This is a genomic window from Enterobacter sp. RHBSTW-00901 (genome assembly GCF_014103115.1).
Classification (GTDB): domain Bacteria; phylum Pseudomonadota; class Gammaproteobacteria; order Enterobacterales; family Enterobacteriaceae; genus Enterobacter; species Enterobacter cloacae_P.
Genome location: NZ_JABXPB010000001.1, coordinates 385,163 through 411,510, shown reverse-complemented (window position 1 = coordinate 411,510; position 26,348 = coordinate 385,163). Strand labels below are relative to the sequence as shown.

The 26,348-nt window shown below is 53.0% G+C and carries 20 protein-coding genes and 2 pseudogenes; 11 read left to right on the top strand and 11 right to left on the bottom strand.

Annotation, left to right across the window (positions count from 1 at the left end):
• The first annotated feature begins 145 nt into the window (after positions 1 to 145).
• From paaZ to HV318_RS02110, 3 genes are all read left to right on the top strand, one after another.
• Positions 146 to 2,185 carry a phenylacetic acid degradation bifunctional protein PaaZ gene (paaZ, locus tag HV318_RS02120; RefSeq protein WP_182271330.1) on the top strand — a complete coding sequence of 680 codons (2,040 nt, stop codon included), beginning with the start codon at positions 146 to 148 and terminating at the stop codon, positions 2,183 to 2,185.
• 165 nt (positions 2,186 to 2,350) lie between these two features.
• Positions 2,351 to 4,627, top strand: a complete 2,277-nt coding sequence (tynA, locus tag HV318_RS02115) for a primary-amine oxidase (RefSeq protein ID WP_182271329.1) — start codon at positions 2,351 to 2,353, stop codon at positions 4,625 to 4,627.
• 838 nt (positions 4,628 to 5,465) lie between these two features.
• On the top strand, positions 5,466 to 6,572 hold the full coding sequence (locus HV318_RS02110; RefSeq protein ID WP_182271328.1) for a GGDEF domain-containing protein: 1,107 nt from the start codon (positions 5,466 to 5,468) through the stop codon (positions 6,570 to 6,572).
• A 39-nt stretch (positions 6,573 to 6,611) separates the two neighbouring features.
• On the opposite strand, the gene HV318_RS02105 is transcribed toward HV318_RS02110, so the two are convergent.
• Entirely contained in the window at positions 6,612 to 8,111 is a 1,500-nt protein-coding gene (locus tag HV318_RS02105; protein WP_182271327.1) for an aldehyde dehydrogenase family protein, read from the bottom strand.
• A 241-nt stretch (positions 8,112 to 8,352) separates the two neighbouring features.
• On the opposite strand from HV318_RS02105, the gene feaR reads away from it, so the two are divergent.
• Positions 8,353 to 9,261: a transcriptional regulator FeaR gene (gene feaR, locus HV318_RS02100; RefSeq protein WP_182271326.1), complete on the top strand. Its 909-nt coding sequence runs from the start codon at positions 8,353 to 8,355 to the stop codon at positions 9,259 to 9,261.
• Here feaR and HV318_RS02095 read toward each other — a convergent pair whose 3' ends face one another.
• The 4 genes from HV318_RS02095 to gstA all read right to left on the bottom strand — a co-directional run bounded on the left by HV318_RS02095 (position 9,262) and on the right by gstA (position 13,331).
• Positions 9,262 to 9,582, bottom strand: coding sequence for a YdbL family probable chaperone protein (locus tag HV318_RS02095; RefSeq protein ID WP_182271325.1), 321 nt, complete (start codon positions 9,580 to 9,582; stop codon positions 9,262 to 9,264).
• A gap of 7 nt (positions 9,583 to 9,589) precedes the next feature.
• On the bottom strand, positions 9,590 to 9,781 hold the full coding sequence (locus HV318_RS02090) for a YnbE family lipoprotein (RefSeq protein ID WP_182271324.1): 192 nt from the start codon (positions 9,779 to 9,781) through the stop codon (positions 9,590 to 9,592).
• Positions 9,778 to 12,417 carry a YdbH family protein gene (locus HV318_RS02085; RefSeq protein WP_182271323.1) on the bottom strand — a complete coding sequence of 880 codons (2,640 nt, stop codon included), beginning with the start codon at positions 12,415 to 12,417 and terminating at the stop codon, positions 9,778 to 9,780. Before HV318_RS02085 ends, HV318_RS02090 begins: the two co-directional genes overlap by 4 nt.
• A 308-nt stretch (positions 12,418 to 12,725) precedes the next feature.
• Entirely contained in the window at positions 12,726 to 13,331 is a 606-nt protein-coding gene (gene gstA / locus HV318_RS02080; protein ID WP_182271322.1) for a glutathione transferase GstA, read from the bottom strand.
• A gap of 129 nt (positions 13,332 to 13,460) precedes the next feature.
• Here gstA and HV318_RS02075 point away from each other — a divergent pair, with 129 nt between their 5' ends.
• The 6 genes from HV318_RS02075 to HV318_RS02050 all read left to right on the top strand — a co-directional run bounded on the left by HV318_RS02075 (position 13,461) and on the right by HV318_RS02050 (position 16,892).
• Positions 13,461 to 14,351 (top strand): LysR family transcriptional regulator, encoded by an 891-nt coding sequence (locus tag HV318_RS02075; protein WP_182271321.1) that lies wholly within the window; start codon positions 13,461 to 13,463, stop codon positions 14,349 to 14,351.
• 375 nt (positions 14,352 to 14,726) lie between these two features.
• Positions 14,727 to 15,038: a type II toxin-antitoxin system HigB family toxin gene (locus HV318_RS02070; RefSeq protein WP_182271320.1), complete on the top strand. Its 312-nt coding sequence runs from the start codon at positions 14,727 to 14,729 to the stop codon at positions 15,036 to 15,038.
• Positions 15,035 to 15,454 (top strand): helix-turn-helix domain-containing protein, encoded by a 420-nt coding sequence (locus HV318_RS02065; protein WP_182271319.1) that lies wholly within the window; start codon positions 15,035 to 15,037, stop codon positions 15,452 to 15,454. The genes HV318_RS02070 and HV318_RS02065 overlap by 4 nt, the downstream gene beginning before the upstream one ends.
• Positions 15,455 to 15,523: 69 nt before the next feature.
• Positions 15,524 to 15,934: an Imm63 family immunity protein gene (locus HV318_RS02060; RefSeq protein WP_182271318.1), complete on the top strand. Its 411-nt coding sequence runs from the start codon at positions 15,524 to 15,526 to the stop codon at positions 15,932 to 15,934.
• A 111-nt stretch (positions 15,935 to 16,045) separates the two neighbouring features.
• Complete coding sequence (locus HV318_RS02055; RefSeq protein WP_182271317.1) at positions 16,046 to 16,636, top strand: hypothetical protein; 591 nt, start codon at positions 16,046 to 16,048, stop codon at positions 16,634 to 16,636.
• A 1-nt stretch (position 16,637) separates the two neighbouring features.
• A complete protein-coding gene (locus HV318_RS02050; protein WP_230857859.1) occupies positions 16,638 to 16,892 on the top strand; it encodes a DUF2569 family protein in 255 nt (84 codons plus the stop codon).
• A gap of 128 nt (positions 16,893 to 17,020) precedes the next feature.
• Here HV318_RS02050 and HV318_RS02045 read toward each other — a convergent pair whose 3' ends face one another.
• The 5 genes and pseudogenes from HV318_RS02045 to HV318_RS24440 form a co-directional block, all read right to left on the bottom strand.
• The gene (locus HV318_RS02045) at positions 17,021 to 18,259 is read right to left on the bottom strand and encodes an IS110 family RNA-guided transposase (RefSeq protein WP_182271316.1); all 1,239 of its coding nucleotides are present in this window, start codon (positions 18,257 to 18,259) and stop codon (positions 17,021 to 17,023) included.
• Positions 18,260 to 18,519: 260 nt separating this feature from the next.
• On the bottom strand, positions 18,520 to 19,629 hold the full coding sequence (locus tag HV318_RS02040; RefSeq protein WP_275943674.1) for a translesion error-prone DNA polymerase V subunit UmuC: 1,110 nt from the start codon (positions 19,627 to 19,629) through the stop codon (positions 18,520 to 18,522).
• Positions 19,630 to 19,718: 89 nt separating this feature from the next.
• Positions 19,719 to 19,815, bottom strand: a pseudogene (locus HV318_RS24445) (kdo(2)-lipid IV(A) palmitoleoyltransferase); the annotation flags it as partial.
• Positions 19,816 to 20,015: 200 nt separating this feature from the next.
• Positions 20,016 to 20,288, bottom strand: a complete 273-nt coding sequence (locus HV318_RS02035; RefSeq protein ID WP_182271315.1) for a hypothetical protein — start codon at positions 20,286 to 20,288, stop codon at positions 20,016 to 20,018.
• Positions 20,289 to 20,367: 79 nt separating this feature from the next.
• Positions 20,368 to 20,544 carry a YnfU family zinc-binding protein gene (locus HV318_RS24440; protein ID WP_220471149.1) on the bottom strand — a complete coding sequence of 59 codons (177 nt, stop codon included), beginning with the start codon at positions 20,542 to 20,544 and terminating at the stop codon, positions 20,368 to 20,370.
• A 155-nt stretch (positions 20,545 to 20,699) separates the two neighbouring features.
• Here HV318_RS24440 and HV318_RS02030 point away from each other — a divergent pair, with 155 nt between their 5' ends.
• Entirely contained in the window at positions 20,700 to 20,933 is a 234-nt protein-coding gene (locus HV318_RS02030; RefSeq protein ID WP_182274507.1) for a YnaE/YdfK family cold shock protein, read from the top strand.
• 19 nt (positions 20,934 to 20,952) lie between these two features.
• On the opposite strand, the pseudogene HV318_RS02025 reads toward HV318_RS02030, so the two are convergent.
• Positions 20,953 to 26,346, bottom strand: a pseudogene (locus HV318_RS02025) (GH36-type glycosyl hydrolase domain-containing protein); the annotation flags it as partial.
• Positions 26,347 to 26,348: the final 2 nt, after the last annotated feature.

Genomic DNA, 26,348 nt, shown 5'->3' with positions numbered 1-26,348 from the left:
AGCAAGGCGCGTGAACTGGGGCTTTATGGGCCGTATTTCGTCATGCCAGATCACAACGTTAACAATTCATTAAAACTCAGCTTGATTTTTATGATTCATGATCAAACTATCTATAGTGAAATTACGTAACATTTGGAGATAAGAGATGCAGCAGTTAGCCAGCTTCTTGTCCGGTACCTGGCAGTCTGGCCGGGGCCGCGAGCGCAATATTCATCACGCCATCAGCGGCGAAGCCTTGTGGGAAGTCACCAGCGAAGGGCTGGATATGGCGGCCGCCCGCCACTACGCCATTGAGCACGGCGGCAAAGCACTTCACGCGATGACCTTTATCGAACGAGCCGCCATGCTGAAAGCGGTGGCAAAACATTTGCTCAGCCAGAAAGAACAGTTTTATGCCCTGTCAGCCCAGACCGGGGCGACAAAGGCCGACAGCTGGGTCGATATCGAAGGGGGTATCGGCACCCTCTTCACCTATGCCAGCCTCGGTAGCCGCGAACTGCCGGACGACACGCTGTGGCCAGAAGATGAGCTGATCCCCCTGTCGAAAGAAGGCGGTTTTGCAGCGCGCCACGTATTAACCTCAAAATCTGGCGTGGCGGTGCATATCAACGCCTTTAACTTCCCGTGCTGGGGCATGCTGGAAAAACTGGCTCCCACCTGGCTTGCCGGGATGCCTGCGATCATCAAACCCGCCACCGCCACCGCGCAGGTCACGCAGGCAATGGTGAAATCGATCGTGGAAAGCGGTCTGGTACCGGCGGGAGCCATCAGCCTGATCTGCGGCGGTGCAGGCGATCTGCTGAGCCAGCTCGACAGCCAGGACGTGGTGACGTTCACCGGCTCCGCCAGCACCGGACAGAGCCTGCGCGTTCACCCAAACATCGTGGCGAACGCGATCCCCTTCACGATGGAGGCAGACTCCCTGAACTGCTGCGTGCTGGGGGAAGACGTCACGCCAGATCAACCGGAATTTGCCCTGTTCATTCGCGAAGTGGTCCGCGAGATGACCACGAAGGCCGGGCAAAAATGTACGGCTATTCGCCGCATTATTGTGCCGCAGGGGCAAATTGATACCGTCAGCCAGGCGCTGATTGCGCGGCTGGAAAAAGTGGTGGTGGGCGACCCGGCACAGGAAGGGGTCAAAATGGGCGCACTGGTGAATAGTGAACAGCGCGCCGACGTGCAGGAAAAAGTCGATCTGCTGGTTGCCGCAGGCTGCCAGATCCGTCTGGGTGGCAAAGCCGATCTGCAGGCCGCGGGGGCGTTCTTCCCGCCAACCCTGCTCTTCTGCCCGCAGCCGGACGAAACCCCTGCCGTACACGCCACCGAAGCCTTCGGCCCGGTTGCCACCCTGATGCCATACCGTAACGCAGAGCACGCGATAACGCTGGCACGCGCGGGCGGCGGCAGCCTGGCGGGCACGCTGGTGACGGCCGAACAGACCATCGCCCGCCAGTTTATTTCCGGTGCGGCGCGCGCCCACGGACGCATTCAAATCCTCAACGAGGAGTCGGCCAAAGAGTCCACCGGGCACGGTTCTCCGCTGCCGCAGCTGGTACACGGCGGCCCAGGCCGCGCGGGCGGCGGTGAAGAGCTGGGCGGTCTGCGTGCCGTGAAGCATTACCTTCAGCGTACTGCCATTCAGGGCAGCCCGACGATGCTCGCCGCCATTGGCAAACAGTGGGTACGCGGTGCGCAAGTGCAGGAAGATCGCGTACATCCATTCCGTAAATACTTCGAGGAACTGCAGCCGGGCGATAGCCTGCTGACGCCGCGCCGTACCCTGACGGAAGCCGATATCGTTAACTTTGCCTGCCTGAGCGGGGATCATTTCTACGCGCACATGGACAAGATCGGCGCAGCGGAGTCGATCTTTGGCGAGCGCGTGGTACACGGTTACTTCCTGATTTCAGCCGCGGCGGGGCTGTTTGTTGATGCGGGTGTCGGGCCGGTCATTGCCAACTATGGCATGGAAAACCTGCGCTTTATCGAGCCGGTCAAACCTGGCGATACCATTCAGGTGCGCCTGACCTGCAAACGCAAAACGCTGAAGAAACAACGCTCTGCCGATGAAAAACCGACTGGCGTGGTGGAATGGGCCGTTGAGATCTTCAACCAGAACCAACAAGCCGTCGCGCTCTACTCCATTCTGACGCTGGTGGCGCGCCAGCAGAGCGACTTCTGACGTTTTCCTCTCAAGTCCATTGACCGGGGTGTGATTTACCCCCGGTCTTTTTTTAACCTGGCAAGACTGGCAAATAACCTGGCAGATGCAGGCAAACGCTTTTCGCCTGCGGCTGTCAGGATAAGGTCATCACAACACAATAAACACAACAATATGAGGTCAACGATGGGAAGCAACTCTTCTTTTTCTGCCCGTAAAACGGCACTGGCCATGACAGTTGCTCTGTTTTGCGCCTGGCAGTCTCCCGTTTTCGCCCACGGCAGTGAGGCGCATATGGTCCCGATGGACAAAACGCTGCAGACGTTTGGCGCTGATGTGCAGTGGGATGATTACGCACAGATGTTCACCATTACCAAAGACGGTGCGTTTGTGAAGGTAAAACCCGGCGCAAAAACCGCCATCGTCAACGGCAAAACCCTGAAGCTGCAGGTGCCGGTGGTGATGAAAAACAAAAAAGCCTGGATAGCTGACACCTTCATTAACGATGTCTTCCAGTCCGGCCTTGACCAGACTTTCCAGGTTGAAAAACGCCCTCACCCGTTAAATGCGTTAACGGCTGACGAAATTAAGCAGGCTGTCGACATTGTCAAAGCCTCAGCCGATTTTAAACCGAATACCCGCTTTACTCAGATTGCCCTTGCTGAGCCAGAGAAAGCCAAAGTGTGGGACTTTGTGCTGAACGGCACGACAGTGGATTCCCCTCGCCAGGCGAACGTCATCATGCTGGACGGAAAGCATGTTATCGAAAGCCTGGTTGACCTGAAAGAGAAAAAAGTCCTGCGCTGGGAGCCGGTCAAAGACGCGCACGGCATGGTGTTGCTGGATGACTTCACTGCCGTACAACAGATTATCAATGACAGCCCGGAATATGCCGATGCGCTGAAAAAACACGGCGTCACCGATCCGAAGAAGGTCATTACGACCCCGTTAACCGTCGGCTATTTTGACGGTAAAGACGGGCTGAAACAGGAAGACCGCCTGCTGAAAGTGGTGAGCTATCTGGACGTTGGCGACGGTAACTACTGGGCGCACCCTATCGAAAACCTGGTGGCGGTGGTCGACCTCGAACAGAAGAAAATCCAGAAGATTGAAGAAGGTGCGGTTGTTCCGGTTCCGATGACCCCGCGCCCGTATGATGGCCGTGACCGCATAGAAACCCCGAAAAAACCGCTCGATATCATTGAGCCGGAAGGGAAAAACTACACCATTACCGGCGATATGGTGCACTGGCAGAACTGGGATTTCCACCTGAGCCTGGACTCTCGTGTCGGGCCGGTTATTTCTACCGTGACCTGGAACGACAATGGCAAAAAGCGCCAGATCATGTATGAAGGATCGCTCGGAGGGATGATCGTCCCTTACGGCGACCCGGATGTCGGCTGGTACTTTAAGGCGTATCTGGATTCCGGCGACTACGGCATGGGCACGCTAACCTCCCCGCTGGTGCGCGGCAAAGACGTACCGTCTAACGCCGTGATGCTCAATGAAACCATTCCGGATTACACCGGTGCACCCATGGAGATCCCTCGCGCAATCGCCATCTTCGAACGTTATGCCGGGCCGGAGTATAAGCACCAGGAGATGGGTCAGCCGAACGTCAGTACCGAACGTCGTGAACTGGTGGTGCGTTGGGTCAGTACCGTCGGCAACTATGACTACATCTTCGACTGGGTATTCCACGAAAATGGCACCATCGGTATTGATGCGGGTGCAACGGGTATTGAAGCCGTGAAAGGCGTACAGGCAAAAACAATGCATGATGCCACGGCCAAAGACGACACTAAATATGGCACCCTGATCGATCATAACATCGTGGGTACCACCCACCAGCACATCTATAACTTCCGTCTGGATATGGACGTGGATGGCATCAATAACAAGATGGTGGCGATGGATCCGGAAGTGAAACCCAACACCGCCGGTGGTCCGCGTACCAGCACCATGCAGATCAATCAGTACAGCATTGATACCGAGCAACAGGCTGCGCAGAAATTTGACCCGGGTACCATCCGGCTGCTGAGTAACACCAGCAAAGAGAACCGCATGGGTAACCCAGTCTCGTACCAGATCATCCCTTACGCGGGCGGTACACACCCGGTGGCGACCGGTGCGAAGTTTGCCCCGGACGAGTGGATCTACCACCGCCTGAGCTTTATGGATAAACAGCTGTGGGTGACGCGCTACCATCCAGATGAAATGTACCCGGAAGGGAAATTCCCGAACCGCTCAACGCATGATACGGGCCTGGGCCAGTACAGCAAGGATAACGAGTCGCTGAACGACCAGGATGATGTGGTCTGGATGACGACCGGGACAACTCACGTTGCACGTGCCGAAGAGTGGCCAATTATGCCGACGGAATGGGTGCATACCCTGCTCAAACCGTGGAACTTCTTCGACGAGACACCAACGCTTGGCAAGAAGAAAGACGAGCAGAAATAAGTAAACGACCGGGCGCGATGCCCTAATGTTTGTCAGTTAAGCGACGCAAAGGCACTTTGTTATTTCAGTGGTATCGTTCCGTTCACTCAGACATTTCTGCTACCTGCATAATCCGCTGCGGTGAACGTGTTAAGGGGGCTATCGCGCCCCCTTAACAATCCCGGCTCCCGGCAAAGAAAATCGCCGCTTCGCGGTGCCCTCAGCTTATTCCTTCCGGCTTTTCGGGGACGGGCGGAGGTAACCTCCCTGTAAAGCCGCCCTCGCCGCGCATCCCTGCGCGTCGCCCCGGCCTTCAGGAAACGCTTCGGCGATTTTCAGCCGGACTCACGCTCCCTCAACCTTCTTCATCGCCTGAATGTGGCACGGGTGTTGAGTCCCCGCTGAAATCGGCGAACCGGAGACCGGATGACAAGGGCTGGACGCCAGGGATGGCGGCCAGAGGCGAAACGAGACAGGACAAAATTGCCGGAAGCAATTTTGAACAACGCTTGCGTTGGCCCCGAAGGGGCGAGTCCCAGGGATGGGACGAGTAATCTTGAGTCGAGCCGACCGCAGGCAGCGGGTCGGGAGGTGAGCGCAGTGCGAAGCACCGATTTCTCCGCGGGGCCGCGGGGATTGATAAGGGGGCCGCGGTGGCCCCCTTATCCCGTTCACAGGTTGTGAGCGTATTATTTTCTGCGGATATTAAGGTGAACGGAATTATCCACCATGCTTAACTGACAAGCATTAGGCGCGATGCCCGTTTTTTTCCCCGTAAATTTGAGGAATCATCGAGCCTGATTATAGTTACTGATACATCGCTTACCCCATCTCTCCCCTGGACGGGAAAACAACGCCAATGGAAAAACGAAAAAATTCGCCCCCCGAACGTGCAACATGGCCGACGCGTCAGGCAATGGTACTTCACGGACTGGCAATGAACCTGCCGTGGCTGGCGTTTGTCAACGTGAGCTTTGCGCTCATGATCCTGCTACGCAACGTCCTGTTTCAGGACAGCGATACGCTTTACCCGATCCCGCTCCACCTGACGCGAATTGTCGATGCATCAATGTTCGGCATCATTATGCTGTCAGCCGCCTTAATCATCATGGCCTGGCAGCGCATTGCCGGTATCAGCGTTGTTCTGTTCGTCTGTAGTGCAATCTGGTCGATAACCTGTTACTGGTTTATCACCGACTGGCAACTTCCCCACGTCTGGCCGCTGTGTGCCATCCTGCTACTGGCAGGCCTGACGGCGCTGTATTTCTACCCGGAAGGATTATTGTCCTTCATGTTACCGCTCTGGCTCACCCTGCCCGTTGCCAGTTGGATGCTAAATGACGGGGTCAACATTCGCTTTGCCACCATCTGGATAGTCTTCACCCTGATCCTCATCTGTGGCCGTTTTATCCTGCTGAGCTGGTTTGATGAAGCCTGGCGGCGTAACCAGCAAAACCAGCTGTTGATCTCGCGGCTGGATGCGCTGGCGCACCAGGATCCGCTGACCAAAACCGCCAACCGCCGGGCAATGGAAAACGTGCTGAACAATGCGGTTGACCAGGGTAAACCCTTCTCATTGATTATGCTGGATATTGATGATTTCAAACGCTACAACGACACTTACGGCCACCAGGCAGGAGACGAATGCCTGGCGCGTGTTGCGGACGTGCTGAAGCAAACGGTGCGTACACCGAATGATGTGGTATCGCGCTACGGCGGTGAGGAGTTTGTGGTGATCCTCTTCAACTGCAAGGAGAGCATGGCGGAACAGGTTGCCGCACGTATTCAGGAGGGGCTGCGCATGGCGGCTATTCCACACGTTGCCTCAACGGTCAGCGACCACGTTACCGCCAGCATGGGGATTACGGGAATGACGGCGGGACTTACCGCCCACGAGATCATCGCCCGCGCCGATGTTGCACTTTATCAGGCCAAAAATGCCGGGCGGGATCGCTGGTCTTTGTAAAAATGCCGGGTGACGGCTACGTCTTACCCGGCTTTGCTTTTAGTAGCGCACACAAACCGATTTGGTTTCACACCATCCATCCAGCCAGTCCGGGCCGAAGTCGCGCCCGGTGCCGGACTGCTTCATGCCGCCAAACGGCAGGTTGGCGTCGATCAGCGTATGGCTGTTCACCCACACGGTACCCGCCTGTAGCCTGTCGGTATATTCCAGCGCCTTGCTGATATTCTGCGTCCAGACGCTGGCCGTCAGCCCGTATTCAGTGTCATTTGCCAGCGCCAGTGCTTCTTCACCATCGGCCACGCGCACCAGGTTCACCACCGGACCAAAGACTTCTTCACGGGTCAGCCTCAGTGCGGCATCCGGGTTTACCACCAGCGTCGGGGAGACGTAATACCCCTTGCCATCCGGGCCTCGGTTGCCGCTGATAAGCTCCGCGTTGTGCGACTTCGCTTCATCAAGGAAGGTCTGTACTTTATCGCAGTGCGCACGCGACACCAGCGGATTAATAAACGCCTGGGGTGACATACCCGGGCCAACGCTCAGGGATTTCACCGCCTGTTCAAAGCCGCCGACCAGCGTGTCAAACAGCGGTGCTTCAATGTAAATACGGGAGCTGGCCGCACAAACCTGCCCCTGGTTAAGGAAGCTGCCGGTCATCAACCCTTCAATTACCCACACAGGGTCGGCATCTTTGAGCACAATGGCCGGGTTTTTACCGCCCAGCTCCAGGGTAACGCCCGTCAGCGTATCCGCCGCCGTGCGCGCAATCTGTTTACCGGTCGCCGTTGAACCGGTAAAACTCACTTTCGCAATATGCGGATGCGACGTCAGCGCAGCACCACACACCGCACCGCTCCCCGTCACCACGTTAAACACGCCGTCAGGAATGCCCGCTTCGCTTGCCAGTTCCGCCACGCGTAGCATGGTCAGCGGCGTGGTCTCCGAAGGTTTGATCACGATGGAACAGCCAGCGGCCAGCGCAGGCATCACTTTCCACATGCCGATCATCAGCGGGAAGTTCCACGGCACAATCCCGGCGACGACACCCACCGGCTCTTTGCGCGTCCACGCCTGGTAACGAGCCCCCTGCGGCAACGGGATAGAGAGATCGAGAGTCTTCCCGGCAATTTTGGTGGTCAGCCCGGCGGTATAGCGCATCCAGTTCAGGGTGCAGCCCACTTCAAAGGCTCGGGAAATGTTAATCGATTTCCCCTGCTCCAGCGTTTCCAGCTGCGCCAGCTCTTCGCTGTGCTGCTCCACCAGGTCAGCAAAATGCAGCAAGATACGTTCGCGTTCTGCCGGGAGTTTCCCCGCCCAGCGGCGACCAACAAACGCGCGCCAGCCGGACATCACGGCACGGTCAACATCATCTACGCTGGCATCTGCGGTTGACGCAATCACCTCTCCCGTGGCCGGGTTGAACACGTTCAACCGTTTTTCGCTGTCGGATGCAGTCTGACGGCCTTCAATCCACAGGCCATGATGTCGGTCCAGAAACTGCTGCACGCCAGGCAGTACGGCTACCAGTGATTCAGACATAAGGTACTCCTTCGTTATTATTCGCAGGGTGTTACTGCAGTCTAAGAGGGCTTTCGCATTCCTGCTTTTATCTCTGTGACATTCGCTTTGCCACCTGTGACAGGCTCCGCAATTCGGGATAATTCCGGCTTATAACGCTGTTCCCGGTGAGTGTTCTTTCCTATAGTCAGCCTCATAGCCCTGACAAAATGCAACACAAATGCAACAATACGAACACATTGACGGTGCGGCGAGATAAACGATGGCGGGTGCAAGCGAACAGGAAAAGTATCAGCAGTGGCTGGCGCAAATTAACCAGGTTTGCGGGCATTTCGACGCGCGTCCTTTAGAGGGACAATTCATTGGTGAACTGGAAACCAGCTATGCCCGCAGCCTGAAGCTAAGCACCGTGACCGCAGGTAGCGTAAACCTGTTTCGTACCCGTCAGGAGATAAAAAACGGCAACGATGCCTGGTTCTATACGGTGTTTCAGCTCGACGGTAGCGCAGAGATTGAACAGGACGACCGCCGTGCCATTCTCAACACTGGTGACATTACCCTCATCGACGCCTCGCGCCCCTGCTCCATCTACTGGCAGGAAAAATCCCGCCAGATTTCGCTGCTTGTTCCTCGTCAGATTATTGAGCAACAGTGCCGTTTTCAGGAAGTCAGCTGCGCACTCACGCTGTCGCGCAGTCTGCCGACCGTACAGCTAAGCCATCGTTTGTTGCAGGAGAGTATGGGAAATGCCGACTTGAGCGATATAGAAAGTGAAGCGGCGCTGGAAGCGATGGTGTGTCTGTTACGCCCGGCCTTTCAGCAGCGTGAGTCTACGCAGCCACGTAAAGAGCGCCAGTTCCAGAATGTTCTGTCACTGATTGACGACCATATTCAGTCTGAAGCCCTGCGCCCGGAATGGATTGCCACAGAGAGCGGAATGTCGGTGCGCAGCCTGTACCGTATGTTTGCCGATAAGGGGCTGGTGGTCGCCCAGTATATTAAAAACCGCCGTCTCGACCTCTGCGCGCAGGTGCTGCGCTCCGCCAGCGATGATGAGAAGCTGGCGGGAATTGGCTACAGCTGGGGGTTTGCCGACCATAGCCATTTCTCAACGGCGTTTAAGCAGCGCTTTGGCGTGTCGCCCGGCGAGTACCGTAAGCGTTGCCGCTAACTACTTCTTCAGCCACTTACCGTTAATACCCTTCACGTATTCGCCCGGCTGTGCGCGCTCCACCAGTTTTTGCCCTGCCATTTTTGCCACTTCATCAACCGGTAAATTGTTGCTGTCGGCCAGCTTTTGATAGTTTTCCGTGCGCGCGGCGTTGATGCGGTTAACCAGCGCCAGGGTTTCTGCATCTTTCGCGATCGGGGCAATATAACCGCTCAGCGTCTCCCCAACGCGCCCCTGCGCACGCGCGTCGTTCAGCGTCAGCGTGGCGGCCTGCACGTTCATCCCCAGAGCCAGTAAAATGAGAGCTAATGTGCGTTTCATGGCGTCCTCAGAACAGATCGCTGCGTGATTTCAACAGGGTTTCAACGTCTTTATCGACCTTAATATGGATCTCATGTTCGATTTTCACGTTCATGTTGATGGTAATCGGCTCCTTCGGTGCTGCGACTTCAATGCGCGGCGTACAGCCCGTCAGCATCGCGACCACGGCAACGGTGAGCACACCAGCCATCTTTTTCATTGTTGTTCCTCACTTTCCTTGCCAGTCGAACTGCGGGTACTGGGTATTGCCGCGTGTTGCTCAAACCAGGTTTGCAGGTTGTCCCCAAAACGCAAGCTGCGCCAGAGGGTAAAGACATTCTCGTCATGGGTGTAGTTCAGGTTCACGGAGCTGCTTTTACCCTCTACCCGGCTCGTCCCCTTGATGGTGGCCTGCATGGTTAATTCACCCAGATTATCTAAATTGATTCTCGTCCACGAACGTGAGATTTCCATATAGCGGAGCCAGTTGATTGCCGCGCCCGCTACCATATTATCGTTCACAATCGCATCAGCCGTATCTTTATCAATACGCAGCGTCATTGGCCCCGGGTTGGTCAACCAGCCATCTTTGATGATCCATTTTTCATTCTCCAGCCAGAACGGCAGCGCACCGCTCACCGGACCTGACACGGCAAACTGCTTCGGATTGACGGCGCTAATCAGTTCGCTGGAGGAGATATTGTCAACACGTAGAAGTGCGGGATCGTGCTGCGGCATTCTCAGTTGTTGCATGGTGATTTTCCCGCCGAGCGCTTCAACCTTCACGTTGGTGAGCAACAGCGGGTTTTCCTCACTCCAGGGATAGTTCCCCTGGAGATCCGCCGTGATATTCCGCGCGGTCACCAGGTTTTCCACTTCGCCAATGCGCAACGTAACCGGGCCACGCGTTCCCAGCGACCAGGTGCCCTTGCTAAACCGGAACGGCAGAACGAAGTCGACGCCGTTGATTTGGTTATCAGGCATCCAGGCGCTACCGGATTTCAGTACCCCGTGCCCGCCCGCCTCAAAACCTTGATCGGCAGCCGCAGAAAACGCGACCTGCGCATAGAGTTCACCTTCACGCAGCGTCATTTTCCAGTCCGGTGGGATCAACGACTGGAAAACGGTGAGAGACTGCTTCGGCCACCACGCTTGCCCGCGAAGACGTTCACCATCCCAGCGACCATTCATCTGAACCGGGCCGATTTTATCGGCATGGAGATCGCCTTTGAACTGGAAGAGCGTCGGGTCAGTACCGTCAACGCTGAAGGTCAGTACCGATGGCGGCAACACGCTCCCCCCCGAGAACGTGGTTTGCCCGGCATTTAACGACAGTGCACCATTGAATGCCGGTTTAGCGGGATCGCGTAACCAGCGGATCGGTTTATCCAGCACCAGACGCGGCTTGCTGACCAGCATTGTTTCATACTGAAGTTTGTCGAACCCCGTCGACAGATCCGTCAGCGAGATCGCTGTATCGCGCCATTCCCCTTTACCAGCCACATCCCAGCGCGCATTCATCGGCGTGAAGTTCCCTTTACCCCAGTAACGCCACTGCCACAGACCTCTATCCGGTAAAAAATCGTTGGCCTGGCCGTCCAGATGCAGCTCAAAATCCCCCATTTCATTTTCATGCGCCCGCAAAATGGCCTGCAGGCGACCATCCACGCCTTTCTGCGCCAGCTTCACGCCCGCCAGCGGCCAGCGGATTTCATCAATATTGAGGGAGTTAATGACGCGGCCACGCGAACGCAGCAGTGCGCCGGGTTCAAAAGTGAGCTGCGGATCGTTCAGGCTTCCGGTCAGTTTTGCCGGGAGTTTGGCATACAGGACAAAATCGTTTTGTTTGGCTTCACCGCTCAGATGGAGCGGCATGTCACTGTTTTCCATACTGAGCTTGCCCGGCCCAATATTCAGTACCGCGTTCCCTTTCCCTGCATCGCCGTGGGTGAGCACATTCAGGCGTCCGGCAATTGTGGCTTTCTCCAGCCCTTGTTGCCAGTTGTCGATCCGCATACCCATTCGCCCACTCATCGGCATGCCTGACAGGTTCCAGTTCCAGCGTCCGTCGCTGATGTTCAGTTGTTCCGCCGTTATTTGCCACGGCAGGTCGAGCAGCGGATCGGGGTTATCACGCGCCATGACCACCAGCTGCCCCTGGTTTTCTTCCCAGTTCAGATCGGCATCAACCAGAGACGTTAACTGTGGCACGCTAAAGGTGGCGAGCGCATGGCCTTTCACCGGCACGCCGTCCGGAACCAGTGGTAACGTAAACTCACCCACCAGTTTCACAGGCTGCGGGTAATCCGGCAACAGAGCGTCCAGTTGGCTGATGGTCAGCGTCTGACCACGCAGTTTTCCCTTGATGCTCACCTGCTCACCTTTATAGGTGAGCGCCTGAATGGCTGGCGTCAGCGATGCGTGGAGTTCTCCCTGCCACTGTTGCCAGGGGGAAAGCGTCAGGCGGTGAATGGTGAGCCAGGTATTCGGCAATACAGCCTGCCACTGCGCCAGCGTTTTGGGGGCCACCGTTGATGGCGCAGACTGAGGCAGTTTGCTGAGACACGCCGAATTAAGCTCAAGCGTACCAATATCAATGTTCCAGCGGCTGGGATGCGACAGCGTCGCGTTTTCTACGCGAGCCATTTCGCAATCCTCAACCAGATAGCGAAGATCGGGGATCGTAATGGCGTGACGCGTCAGTCTGGGGCTTTTTTCAAAAGCGATACGTGTCCCGACAGGCAGCCAGATCCCGGCTAGCGTCGGTACCCACTGCGCGAGCGTCATCAGCAGCGTCAGCGGCAACAAAATCAACAGCAGTAAAAGCGCAATTGCGGCTTTATATTTACCCTTCATGGGCAGTTAATATCCTGATTTAGCGAAATAATTAAGCCGACAGTGCCGATCATTGTCGCATGTTTAGTCATTCAGTTGAAGTGAGTGACCGTTTTAAGGATAGATGCTCTCACACTATGCGGTGAATTTTTTATTTTTAGCCATCTCAATAATTTATTTATTATTCAATGCGTTGAAAATCATCGCGAGTGGCTAATCGCGCAGAATAGTAGCAAATTATCAGCCCCAATTTATACACCAGAATTCCTGGTTATCGCCCCAAAATGCGCTTTTTTGCGTCGCGTTTTCTTATCAATCCCCCACTGACCTTAGCCAGACGCTTCAGTCAGTAATGCGGACTGCACAGCAGGTCGTGTATTAATTCTTGCCATATATGCTGACAGCAAGGGCCAGCAATTCAGGTCGATGGAAAAGAATTTACACCAGCCAAGTACGGTGAAAAGGTAGGCATCAGCAACACTGAACGTTGAACCCATCAGATAGGTTTTACCGTTGAGCTGATCCTGAAGATAATTGAACCGCCGGAACAGCTTCTCTCGATAAATCGACTTAACGTCTTCGGGCAGTGAGGGATTGAATAACAACGCTGAGCCAGCGTGTATTTCACTGGTGATAAAGTTAAGCCATTCCTGCAGACGCACCCGCTCCCAGCTGCCCGCTCGCGGTGCCAGCCCGATTTCCGGTTTAAGATCCGCGAGATACTGCACAATGGCAGGTCCTTCAGTGAGGATCTTTCCATCGTCAAGTTCAAGCGCAGCGACATAACCTTTAGGGTTAATGGTCAGGAAATCACGTCCATCAGCGGTGAGCTTGCTACGGTTGTTCACTTTAACCAGCTCAAACTCAAGCTCCAGTTCACGCAGCACAATGTGTGGTGAAAGCGAACAGGTATCCGGGGCGTAATAGAGTTTCATTTTGTCTCCTTTTGAATGGAAAAGTTTTAATCAACGTTTAAGCCGATCCTGAAAACACTCTGCTTAATATGAATCTTTCTGTAAAATTAATTGTTCATAAACTCACTATTAGCTGAGCTACTGATACTCATGATGAATCTTTTGCACTGGCGCTTATTGGTCGCAGTGGCCGATGCCCACAATATTTCGCGCGCCGCTGAGGAAATTGGCATGACGCAGTCTGGTGCCAGCCAGGCTATCGCTCAGCTAGAGGCGTCACTTGGGTTTCCTGTTTTCACACGTGAGCGGCGATATATCGGCGTCACCGCCCTGGGTGTGCAGGTTGTCGAACATGCAAGGAGCATGGTATTGACGCTGAATGCGATCCGTTTGCTGGCAGATGAGAGCCGGGAGTTAAACAACGGGCGCATTCGCCTGGCCAGTTTTCCCTCCGTGACGTCCACGTTTTTGCCCAGGTTATTGCGGGACTTTAAGCGCCTGCATCCCGGTATTGAGGTAGTGCTCCTCGAAGGTACAGACGAGGAAGTCGAGGAGTGGCTTGCAGCAGACACAGTTGAACTCGGGGTTGTCATGAACCCCGCCCCCGGGCGTGCAGATGTTGTTTTAGGCAAGGATGCCTGGGTAGCGGTAATGCCCGCCCGTCATCTGCTGGCAGGTCATGCCAGGGCATATGGCATAACGTTAGAACAACTGGCAGATCAGCCCTTTATCCTTGCCACCGGGGGGTGTTTAGTGAATGGACGCAGCCTGATGGAAAATGCGGGCTTGCAGCTCACTGACGTGCGCGTGAAAGTTCGCGATTGGGTCAGCGCCTGCATGTTGGTAGGTGAAGGTATGGGCGTCGCACTTGTACCAGAATCAGCCCTACCGGAGGAATTACACGGCCTGTGTGTGGTACCACTGACCCCTTCCCTGCATCGTGAATTTGGACTGGTTTGTTCGCCATCCGGAAACGCTTCTGCGACGACCCAGATGCTGCTCAAAGGGCTGGGCAAACGGGAGTCTACGACTTCACGGTGAGCGTTTGATCACCTTGTTAAGTGTACGTTTTTGGTACGGAGCGGGCTTGCATGAAAACAGCAAGGTCTGCATTGAGCTGTGAGTTCAACCGATGGATGCAACACACTTCCATATACTGCTGTAAACAAAACTATCACCCACAGCACTTCTTCTCCCCCCACAATTCCTGAATACGCTGCGCAAATCAAAGAAATACCCAAAACCAAGCCATGCCATCCACTTTTATCTGCCATCATCACCTCTTAAAGTGTTCGTACTCAATACATAAGCGCCGTAATCACGAGCATATGGAAACTGCAGCCCATTGCAGTTTCCACATTGTCAACTCACCACTCACCATCTATAATGTTTCCATCCTGGAAATAAGGGGCATGGATGCACGTAGTCTCAAGAGCGCCTTTCGACGCGGCCACCAGACAATTTCCTAATCAAGCACTCGCCCTGCACGATCTTTACCGGGTGCTAAAGAAGGAACACTACCCGTCACCGGACGATATGAGAAAGCGATTCCCCAGCCTGGACAGGATGAAATACAGGGAAAAATGGTGGGTCATTGATGTGGGTGGCGGGCATTTAAGAGTGATGTTTTTTACTGATTTTGAGAGAGGAAAGATTTTCATCAAACACATCAGCACCCACGCAGAGTATGACAAGCTCACGGACCTCTACCGGAGAACGAAAGAATGAATTATGCAGCAGTCATCAAAGCGGCAAACGATCTGACCAACGCGCTCCCTTTCCTGGGCTCAAGCCCGTCGCGACAAGATTATGAGGATGCGCTAGCGCTGGTGGAGTATCTGGTCGAACACGAACCCGATAGCCCGCTGGTGGAGATCCTCACCGCCAAAATCGATCAATACGAAAACGAGTCCCCGGAGTTTGCAGATTTTAACGCGCGTGTTGCCAGCATTCCGTCAGGCGTTGCGTTATTGCGAACGCTGATGGACCAGTACCAACTCACTCAGAGCGACTTCGAGACAGAGATTGGTAAAAAGTCTCTGGTGAGCCGGATCCTTAACGGACAGCGTACGCTAACGCTGGATCATATGCGTGCACTGGCGAAGCGTTTTGGCGTGCCGGTGAGTGCGTTTGTGGGGAATTGATCGATAGCAGGCTCTGTGCACCCAATCCGCGATAATGAGTCGTTTACATACAAGAACTAAGAGATGCTTATGAAAACGATTGAAGAACTACGAAATGAGCTTCTAAAAATAGGTGAGAAATTAGGGAGAGGCACAAGGCCAAATCATTACTTCTTTATCCCTGACCAACCTGATGGGGTTGCAACTCCCTATCTTGAAATTCATGGAAAAGAATATCATTTTATCGTCGGTGAAAGAGGCCTTGAGATACAGCGAAAAGTAACGCTCAGTGACGATGAAATTCTTTATTGGTTTGTGGATAGACCCGTAGCGGGGCTGGCCTCAGCTTATGCGGCAAACCATTCATCTGAACGAGAATTTAGAGAGGTTTATTTTAGAAGGCAATATAGTTTAATGCTTTCTATCAAGCCTGAATGGGCAACAAGAAAGCGCAAAGAAATCACTGAGCTTCTCCATTCGCAAAGAAGCGAACGTCGTTAACCCAACCGGCTAGTTACATTTACTGCCCTCTTCCCCTATCTTTTCCTGGTAATTGCCTGCGATACACCATCTGTTATTCTGGCTGGACGTAAGGGATGACAAGGAAGAGAGATGCTGAACCCTGGATTCGTTACCCGCAAAGCGCTTGCTCAGTGGCAGGATGTTCCCGCTTTTCTCCCCCAGTTCCAGTTTCATGAAAAACACCTAACGGTCATTCACACTACCTACCCTGAAAATATTCTGCCGTTGATTGCAAACTTTGACGTCCGGCAAGATGCCGTGATTCGTCGGTTAATGTCTTTGCGTCAATTACCGCAAAAATTACTATGCAATCAGCACCCTGGCTCGAACGGCAACTTTGGCTTGCACCGTTTTACCCTTCTGAAAAACTCTGTATCTGAGCTCTGCTATGGCTTAAGAGGGCAATTCTGGCGTACCGATTTTGGTCTGGAAAACGTTCCGGATGCCAGCGCTTTTCAGACCCCAGCCGCGCCGGGCAGTGCGAAACTGTTGCTGCGCTACAAGGTAACGGAGGTGGCGTCTGGCAAGCATGAACTCTCTACGGAAACATTCATCTACTGTCCGGACAGACGCACTCAGCTAAAAATGTCAGCTTACTGGCTGATAATACGGGCAGGTAGCGGCTGGATCCGCAAAAGGACTCTGAAAGCGGTTAGGGCGAATATTGAAGGACCGGGGTGAAATGCAAAAGTTTACAGTCACAGTTCTTTCATTTTTCATAAGAAAGAAAAAGTCGCTACCAAAGCTTTATATTTTATTTTTGATATCAGTCGTAACGACGATGTCATTAAATATCTACATGCTTTACATGTTAATTCCTGGCACTGAGATTAGATATAATGAACTTGTGCCTGTTTTTAGAAATGTGATAACGGCTTTAATTTGGATTCCCTATTTCATTACATCAGTTCGTGTAAAAAGAACGTTTATTCGATAAAAAAGTACGAGTGGCTTCACCATTTTGATGATTGAACAGTCAGAGTTCTATTGATCCACCTCCTGTCATCAAAACCGAGCGGACGGTATCACCGTCCGCTTCACGCCCTGAGACATTCGACAAGCTTTTTATGGCTTCAGTAAGGGCGACTTTCGCGCTTCCAGTGCCAGCAAATATTTCGCTTCGTCGTACCGGGTTCTGGTCTTCCAGCAGCGGTAAATGATCCTTATCCATTTAAATGCCAGAGCCCGGATCGCTGACTGATGAGATTTCCCTTTTTCTCGCTGGCTCTGGTAATAAAGTCTGGCCCAGTACGATGAGTTAACCGTCTTCGCAGTCCATTCCACGAATGTCTGCCGGATGAACTTCGCGCACTGCCAACGCCAGTGTACCCAGGATTTTTGACCACTTCGTTCGGTTACTGGTGCGATGCCAGCGTAGTTTTGAATTTCTTCGGCGCTGTTGAAGCGGTCGCAGTTATCACCCAGTGCTGCAAGCATCCGTGGGCCCATACACGGTCCCATTCCAGGAAGTGATTTGAACAGTTCTGCATCCGGAAGCGTATCAAATAAGGATTCAATACGTTCATCGTAGGTTCTGATTAGGTCGCCTGTCAGTTTGATTTGGGATGCAAGTGCTGTTGCCATCAATGCATTTGCCTCGATGACAGTTTTATCTGTGGTCAGGGGAATAGCGCTGGCAATACTTGCAACCCGCTGTTCGGTATATGCAACAGCAGGACCACCTTTAGCATTCATAAAATGACGGACAGTATCGCTGCGAGCCCGTTTGAGTTGTTGCAGACTCGGCCAGCGAATGATTAGCTCGCAGAACAGGGAGCTGTCCCGATGGGAGAACCATTCCAGGGGCTGAGGGTAATACTGCTTAAGCGTATTGATGAGCCGATTAACAAAGCGACGCTTGTCTTCGACCAGCAGTCGGCGCTGCTCAACTAATTGCTGGAGTAATCGGATATCCGGATTGTCGACTTCAATGGCTTTTATCTTGTGGGGATAACGTAGCATCAGGTCTAATGCCAGCTCAGCATCCTGCGGATCATCCTTCGCACCGCTGGGCCAGAAAGCCTGTCGGTAGCGGGCCAGTGACAACGCGTGTACTGGAAAAACAGTGACAAATGAGTACTTCTGGAGTGCATACACCACCGGGCCTTTCTTCAGCTCAACGGCAATAGCAATCCTGCCTTTCGCCCTCTGGTGTAACTCATTGAGCCAGATATCAAGTGCCTCAGGCGTATGTTCAATCACATGGAATATGCGATCACCGTTTTTAAACTGAACGCAGACATCGTGTTTTTTATCCGCCCAATCCAGACCAACATGAGCAGCAAATTGATCTTTCGCAGTCATCACCAACTCCTTTTTATCGGGGATTGGTATGCATTCCACGCTCTTCGAAAGAAATATAGTCAGCAGTTTTTCTGCATGCCCTGAGTATTCGTTAGCGAACGTGGAGCACTTACTGGCTCGAAAGCAAAGCGGCAATCATCAAATCACATGATTCTGGCACAATATTCGTAACCAATAAGCGCATACCCTGAATCACTTAAAAGTGTAACTCTCAGGGTGTGAATGACTATATTTGGCACTGAACAGCCCCCCTATAACACTCATCGCACACTAAGAAGATCAGAGTATCTTGTGGTGTAACGCGGTGAGAGCATTTCACGCTTCATCTGCCATTGTTGCTGTATGCCCTGCCCGGCAAAGTACAGGATACTTCGCCCATCCTTAGAATTAAGATGATCCAGTACCTCCATTAATTTGTCACTTCCCGCGCGCGGGGCATTCTCATCGAAGAGGTTAAGCTGAGCCACACCCTGGCTGAAGAAGTCACCCAGCATGACACCGGCTTTCTGGTACCGGTGACCCTCCTTCCAGATAGCGTCCAGGCATTTTGTGGCTGCATTGATGATATCGCGACTATCTTGCGTTGGGGTGAGTAATTTTACCGATGAACTGTTGCCATAGTACGGTTCATTCAATGCAAACGGCGACGTTTTAACAAACGCCGAGATGAAACGGCAATATTGATGCTCACCACGCAGTTTCCATGCCGCCCGCGCAGCGTAGCTGCAGATGGCCTGCCGCATTTCTTCATAGTCGGTGATACGGCTACCGAAAGAACGTGAACAGACTATCTCCTGCTTCGCAGGTGCAAACTCTTCCAGATTGAGACATGGCTCGCCTCGCAGTTCCCGTACGGTACGCTCAAGCACCACATTGAAGTGTTTCCGGATAATCCACGTACTCTGTTCTGAGAGATCGAGAGCGGTTTTAATACCCATCGCGTTGAGCTTCTTGCTGATACGCCTCCCGACGCCCCAAACATCTTCTACCGGGATTAAAGCCAGTAGCCGACGCTGACGGTCGATGCTCGAAAGGTCCACGACTCCACCAGTCTGTCGCTGCCACTTCTTTGCTGCCTGGTTGGCCAGTTTAGCCAGCGTCTTTGTCTGTGCTATCCCGACACCGACAGTAAGATGCGTACGCTTCAAAACCGTCGCGCGGATCTCTTTGCCAAACTCCGTCAGATCCCGGCAATTGCGCACTCCGGTCAGGTCACTGAAGGCCTCATCAATGCTGTAGATTTCCACCTGCGGGCTCATTTCCTCAAGCGTCGTCATCACCCGGTTGGACATATCCGCGTTTATGTGGAATAGAAAATCTACAAAAATTATTAACGTTTTTAGTAGCCACAATGAGAGAAAAATGGACATCCAAATGCAAATTGGTTCAGTTGATGAGCCATGGTCTTCAGTTATATCGTAATCCACATGAAGCAGACCAAATAACTACCATTCTCAGCAACCGGGTAAGGAAGTTGAACGAGAAGCCACGGCAGGACCAGACCATGTAAGCCAGTAGCGGGGATGGAGTAAATTGTGAGTAAAAGGCTGTGGCATAAATTTCCCAAATGCTAATGAAGATTATAACGCAAAAGGAAAATAATGAGAAAATTCGTCTTTAGCAATACACTTTTTTTGGACAGTTTAAATCCGTCTAAATTCAGAAAGAATATTTTTCAATTACTGGTAAACGATTTGGAGAGTCAGGAATGAATTGTAAACCAGCAAAGTTATGCCGTTATAAACCCATGAATTTATCATTGATATTCAAAAAACTGTCTTCTTGATTCATCATCCTCAAGGTACTCAAAAGAAAGAAGGCGAATTGTAGTACGTTTATAAAACCACTCGCAATCGTTTCGTTTAATAATATCGCCAGGTTTGAAACATATCCCGGATGCCACCCGAATAATCGCATATTTACCATTACTAAACCTGACCCGGTGAATACAGAAAGGTTGACCGGCCTGCCCGTGACAGCTGTTCGACAGGATATGCCCTTCAATAAAAACAGATTTTTTAAATTTCATTATCATACCCTCGACAACCGCAGCACAGGAGAAATGTTGTCATTTCCCGACATCATTTACGTTAAGTGGCAGAAGCTGATCAGCCGCCGATACACCAGCATTCTGAAGGTCTGAACAACAGTCCGCAGGCAGGGCACTCAAGAACCGCATCTTTTCTTAGTTTACCTGCTTTCTGATCGGCTCTGTGTGCGCATACCGGGCAGGCAACATGAACCGGTCTTTCTTTAAAGTGCCTGAGTCCTTTTGTATAAGACATAAATAAAATCCTCTGAAGAATACAGTAGTTATTATACGCTTTACTATAAAAATAACCGGGTTAAGTTATGTTGATTTATGACTGAATCAGAACAAGAGATATTGAAAAATGAACGTCTGATTTATGATACAATACCCTTCCGTGAGAAATTTATGATGAAATCAGAAGATACCCTTGACTGGTATCCGGCACAGCTTCCGCCAGTGAAAATTATCCTGGGTGAGGCCGTGCTGGCTGTCGGTAAACAGGGCCGACCGATTAATACCCGAACCTTGCTGGAATACCTTCAGGTCATGCAGGGCAAACAAAAAAAGCGGGATGATAAAATCGCTATGCAGACTGCGATTGATGTTCTCAGGGATAATCAGCGCATTAACGGGAGACGTTAATGCGCCTCCGGGATCAGTGTCATTTCTGAATGATCTCAACCGTATGGTTTTGTCCATCATCCTTCAGCGGTATTCTGTCATCAGGGAGGAGAACACCATCCAGTGTCACGCGATATTCTGCATCGCCGCGTGTGACACTAATCTGATAATGGCTTTCGCCATACTGATAAGCAATAGAAAAAGACGGCCACTCATCCGGTAACCGGGCATGAACAGTAAAGTCAGTACCGGAACGTTTTATTCCCAGTAATTCCTCGGTAAGTAAACGCCAGGCCCAGCCTGCGGAACCTGTATACCAACTCCATCCTGCACGTCCGGTATGGGGAGCGACGCTGTAGACATCAGCACTCATGACATAAGGCTCAGCTTTATAAATCCCGACCGAGTCCACATTCAGAGTATGATTTATAGGGTTGAGCATTGACCAGAGTTGCCAGGCACGTTCGGCATTCCCCATCCGGGCAAATGCCATCACGGCCCAGATGGCGCCATGAGTATACTGCCCTCCGTTTTCCCGCACGCCGGGCAGGTACCCCTGTATGTAACCCGGATTTGGACAGTGTCCATCGAAAGGAGGCGTTAACAGTTTAATCAGTCCCCCTTCGTTATCCACAAGGTGCTTATCCAGCGCCTGCATGGCCTTTTCACACCGCTCCGCACTCGCGGCCCCGGACAATACTGACCAGCTTTGCGCAATCGCATCAATCCGGCAGTCCTGTGAGGTTTTCGATCCCAGGGGAGTACCATCGTCAAAATACCCGCGCCGGTACCATTCCCCATCCCAGGCGTGGGCTTCGAGATTGCTTTGCAGGCGCAAAGCCTGTGAATGGCACATCGCGGCGACGCTTTCATCCAGCCTGCGCTCCGCCAGCGCTGCAAACCGCTGCAAAATGTCGTACAGGAAGAAGCCCAGCCAGACGCTTTCACCTTTGCCTTCGATACCCACCCGGTTCATCCCGTCATTCCAGTCACCAGCCCCCATCAGCGGCAGGCCATGCTCCCCGAAGCGCAGTCCATAGTGAATAGCTTTGACGCAGTGTAACCAGAGTGTCTCTTCGGTGCCGCTGATGACCGGCGTGTCATAGACAGACTCTTCACCAGGCTGAAGCGAGCGTCCCTCCAGATAAGGAATGCGTATTTCCAGTGCATCCATATCCCCCGTCGTTTCAACATAGTGGCAAACGGCAAGCGGCAGCCAAAGATAGTCATCGGAACAGCGGGTACGCACACCGTTGCCGTGTGGCGGGTGCCACCAGTGCTGCACATCCCCCTCGATAAACTGCCGTGATGCACAGAGTATTATCTGTTCACGCATCCGGTTCGGAGCAGCATGGCTCAGTGCCAGCGTATCCTGCAGCTGATCGCGAAAACCAAATGCACCGCCAGACTGATAGTAGCCACTCCGGGCCATAAGACGACAGGCTACTGTCTGATACAACAGCCAGCCATTAACCAGTAAATTTACGGACGTGTCGGGGGTATTAACCACAATTTTATCGAGCACCTTGTGCCAGTGATTATGAATCCGGTTCAGCTCCTGACGGACCGTATCCTCGTTCATGTAACGGGCCAGTGTCTCCTGAACACAAACATCATTCTCCTCTGCGCCGAGGATAAAAATAAACGTCCTCTGATCACCATCAATTAATGTAACCGCCGATTGTACAGCCCCGCAGGGATCCAGACCGGCACCCGTCTTACCAGAAAGCTTTTGCAGTTTCATGGCCGACGGGGCGTGAAGGGAACCATTACGGCCAATAAACTCCCGGCGGTCCCCCGTCAGCGAACAGTTATTACCACTGACGGCAAAAAATGCAGTCCGGCCACCACCGTTGTCACCATAAAAGTTGTTCGCCAGCACCCCGCAGCCGCCAGGCGTTCTGGCCGCATGTGTCACAATGTGAGGGGCTGAGCGAGTTCGGGATTCTCCGAGCGTCCACTCCACATAGCCAGTTACGGAAAGTTTACGTGTCCGTCCCGAAGAGTTACTGAGCGTCAGGAGCACCAGTTTAACCGGATCCTCTTCGGCAACCAGGACCGTCAACTCGCTGTCTATACCACTTTCACAATGGGCAAAAACGCTGTAACCAAAACCATGGCGGGTCAGGTAATCACCGCGTCCGCGAACAGGCAAAGCCGTCGGTGACCAGCACTCACCGCTCTCTTCATCGCGCAGATAAAACACCTCGCCGCTGCGATCGCTCACCGGATCGTTCTCCCACGGTGTCAACCGGTATTCATGTGCATTCTCATACCAGGAGTAGGCCTGTCCAGCCTCGGAAATCACACTGCCAAAACGGGAATTTGCAAGTACGTTTGACCAGGGAGCCGGTGTCTGTGCATTTTCCCGCAGGACAATCTGATACTCCCGACCATCCTGAGAAAATCCACCGTACCCATTGAAATGGTATAACTGACTGATATCGGGGCTCCAGTCCGTATGTTGATTACGCTCGCGCACCGCTCGCGGAATGAAGGCTCTGGCCGGCGATTTCAGGGTATGAATACGCTGGTTAAGCTGATCATTAATGCCCCCTGCGCGCTCATCAAGATAAAGACAGGCCACGCTCATCAAAAGCAACTTATCCTCAGTGGAGAGATGCTCGCCATTACGGACAAAAAGCCCGCCCCTTTTGTCCAGCAGACTGGCTTCAGACCCGGCATAAATTAACTCCATAATCTGATTTTGTAACCCCTGCTGGTAGCCGCCGGGGCTGTTATTCAGGATAACCAAATCAACATCCAGCCCTTTCTGTCTCCAGTAACGGTGTGCCTGAATCAGTGTGGTAACGGGAGGGATGCTTTCCTCGCTGGTAATACTGAGCAGCACTATCGGCAGATCACCTGAAATTGCCCACCCCCACAGACCAGACTGACCACGCCGGTTGCGGCTGATCACCTGGCCTTCGGCGCGCAGCTCCCGAACAGGGTAAAACACAGCGCTGGCGAGACGATTAAACAAAGTTGCATCATCTTCACTGGCGTTCATCTGGCGTAATACCACCAGACTATGAGACCAGGCCAGTTCAAAAATGCGATCAGCGATAGGATAATCACGATATTTTTCCAGCAACGCCAGGCTCTGCTGGCGGGTCTCGCCGATGCCATAAATGATATCAATCGTGACCGGCTGCCCCGGCTGCAGAATGATGGTATGGCGTATTGCCAGTATCGGATCCAGCACTGACCCCGACGTGTTGCTGAGCGCCCCTCCAGCCTCTATTGCCATGGCATCAACAGGATTTCTGCCACGACCAAGAAATTTTGCCCTGTCCGTTTCAAAAGAGGCGTTATGGCGGTTATCGCCATGGACCACCATCATGTGAAACAGGCAAGGGCCCGGTTCATCCGGGGAGCGCGGGCGCCGGTGGCAAAGAATAGCGTCACGCTCAGGATCCAGTTCAGTCTGAATAAACAAATTACTAAAAGCCGGGTGTGCCAGATCACTGGCATCGGGTGCCAGTACCACTTCGGCATAAGTTGTCAGTTCCAGAGAGCGGGGCTGGCGCCCACGATGAATCAGTGTGAGACGTCGCAGCTCAATGTCATCCTCCGGTGAGATGACAATCTGCGTTTTGACGCTGAGTCCCCCGAAGGTACGTCTGAATTCAGCGCTCGCATCGGTGAATATTATTTCCTCGTTGTGATCGCTGGTGTTGCCTGTCGGCTGCCAGGTATTGCTCCACACGTCGCCCGTCTGCAAATCGCGGATATAGCAGAATGCTCCCCAGTTATCGCGGGTGGTATCACTGCGCCAGCGCGTAAGAGCAATATTATTCCAGCGACTGTAACCGCCACCGCCAGCGGTCAACATAAGATGATAATGGCTGTTGGACAGTAGTTGAATATCCGGGGCTGGTGTGTCCACGCCATAGAAAATTCTGGGTTCATAGCGAACGGGTTTGACCCTGCCTTCATGAGATTCAAAATGACGACGCGGACTGTACAGATCGACTGCATCCGGCACACGCTCCTGTAACAGCAGGCTCGCTGACCGGAAGACTGTACTGGACATGAATCGTTCAGTCATGGGGGCGTCAAGCAGCACATGAGCCAGTGCCTGAAATGCCATCCCCTGGTGATGCGCCATCCAGGACTGTACCACCGCATAGAGCTGACCGGTTGCAAGCCGTGAGGGGGTATAGTCCAGTGCTTCATAAAAACCGTATTCGCCATGTGCGCCATTTTTTTGCAGCCTGAACAGGTTCTCACAGGCCTTCTGTGGGGAGACCATCAGAGCCAGCACGGTGGCGTAAGGGGCGACAACCATGTCATCGGCAAGCCCCCTGCGCAGACCGAGGCCCGGCACGCCAAAAGCCTGATACTGATAATTATGCTGAACATCAAAAGCATGATATCCAGACTCTGAAACTCCCCATGGAACCCCACGTTCTTTTCCCCAGTGAATCTGCCGCATAACCGCCGACTGACTCATTTCATCGAGCAGACTTCCGGGCCTGATAGGCATTACCAGATTCGGCATCAGGTATTCAAACATAGACCCGCTCCATGACATAAGGGCAGTTTCATTATCAATAGTGGTAAACAGTCGCCCCAGCGCGTACCAGCTTTTAAGAGGTAGCTGATTAGTCGCAATGGCGAGAAAACTGGTCAGGCGGATTTCAGATGGCAGGAGATCATAATGGCTCTTGTCAGGCGTATTTGTGTCACAGTTATAACCGACACTGAGCAGGCTGGTTGCTTCGTTGTACAGAAAAGCGAAATCCATCCGGGCGTGTTCATCCAGCCGCTGTTCAAGCTCAGTGATAATATTGAGTCGCATCCGGGCCTGCTCCGTCGCGGACGCCGGAGGTGTTCCTTTACAGGTAAATGTCGCACGGGCAAGCTCGCTTAGAGTCGGCAGCGTCTGTTCGTTCCAGGATGCAGGTAACCAGCCAAGCAGCAGCGACCACTCATCGCAAAGCTGTACCAGTTGATGCTCAAGATGCCCTGCCCAGCGCAACTGAAGGGGAGATCCCTGATGACATTGCATGGTCAGATGGTTGCATTGGGTGCGCATGTTTTTCAGTTCGCTGAAAAACGCCTGCGGAGAGAGCGATACTGCGCTCAGGCAGTGTTTACGCAGCAATCGCAGGCTGTCAGGGGGGGACTGACCCCAATGTTTTTCCAGAATCTCCAGCGTATCATTCAGTCCGGCCAGTACTTGATGCATGTTTAAAACAGGCTGATAACGCATAGCAAACAGCCCTTCACGCAGGGTCAACAAATGCCCCGCCATATTGCCACTGTCGACGCTGGAGACATAACGTGGACTTAGGGGGGACAGCGTAAGGGTGTCATACCAGTTGAAGAGATGGCCCCGGTAGTGTTCCATTTTATCCATCGTGTCGAGCGTGAGTGATACACGCCGGAGCACCTCTCCGCCGGGAAGGTAGCCAAAGGTAAGCGTCGTCT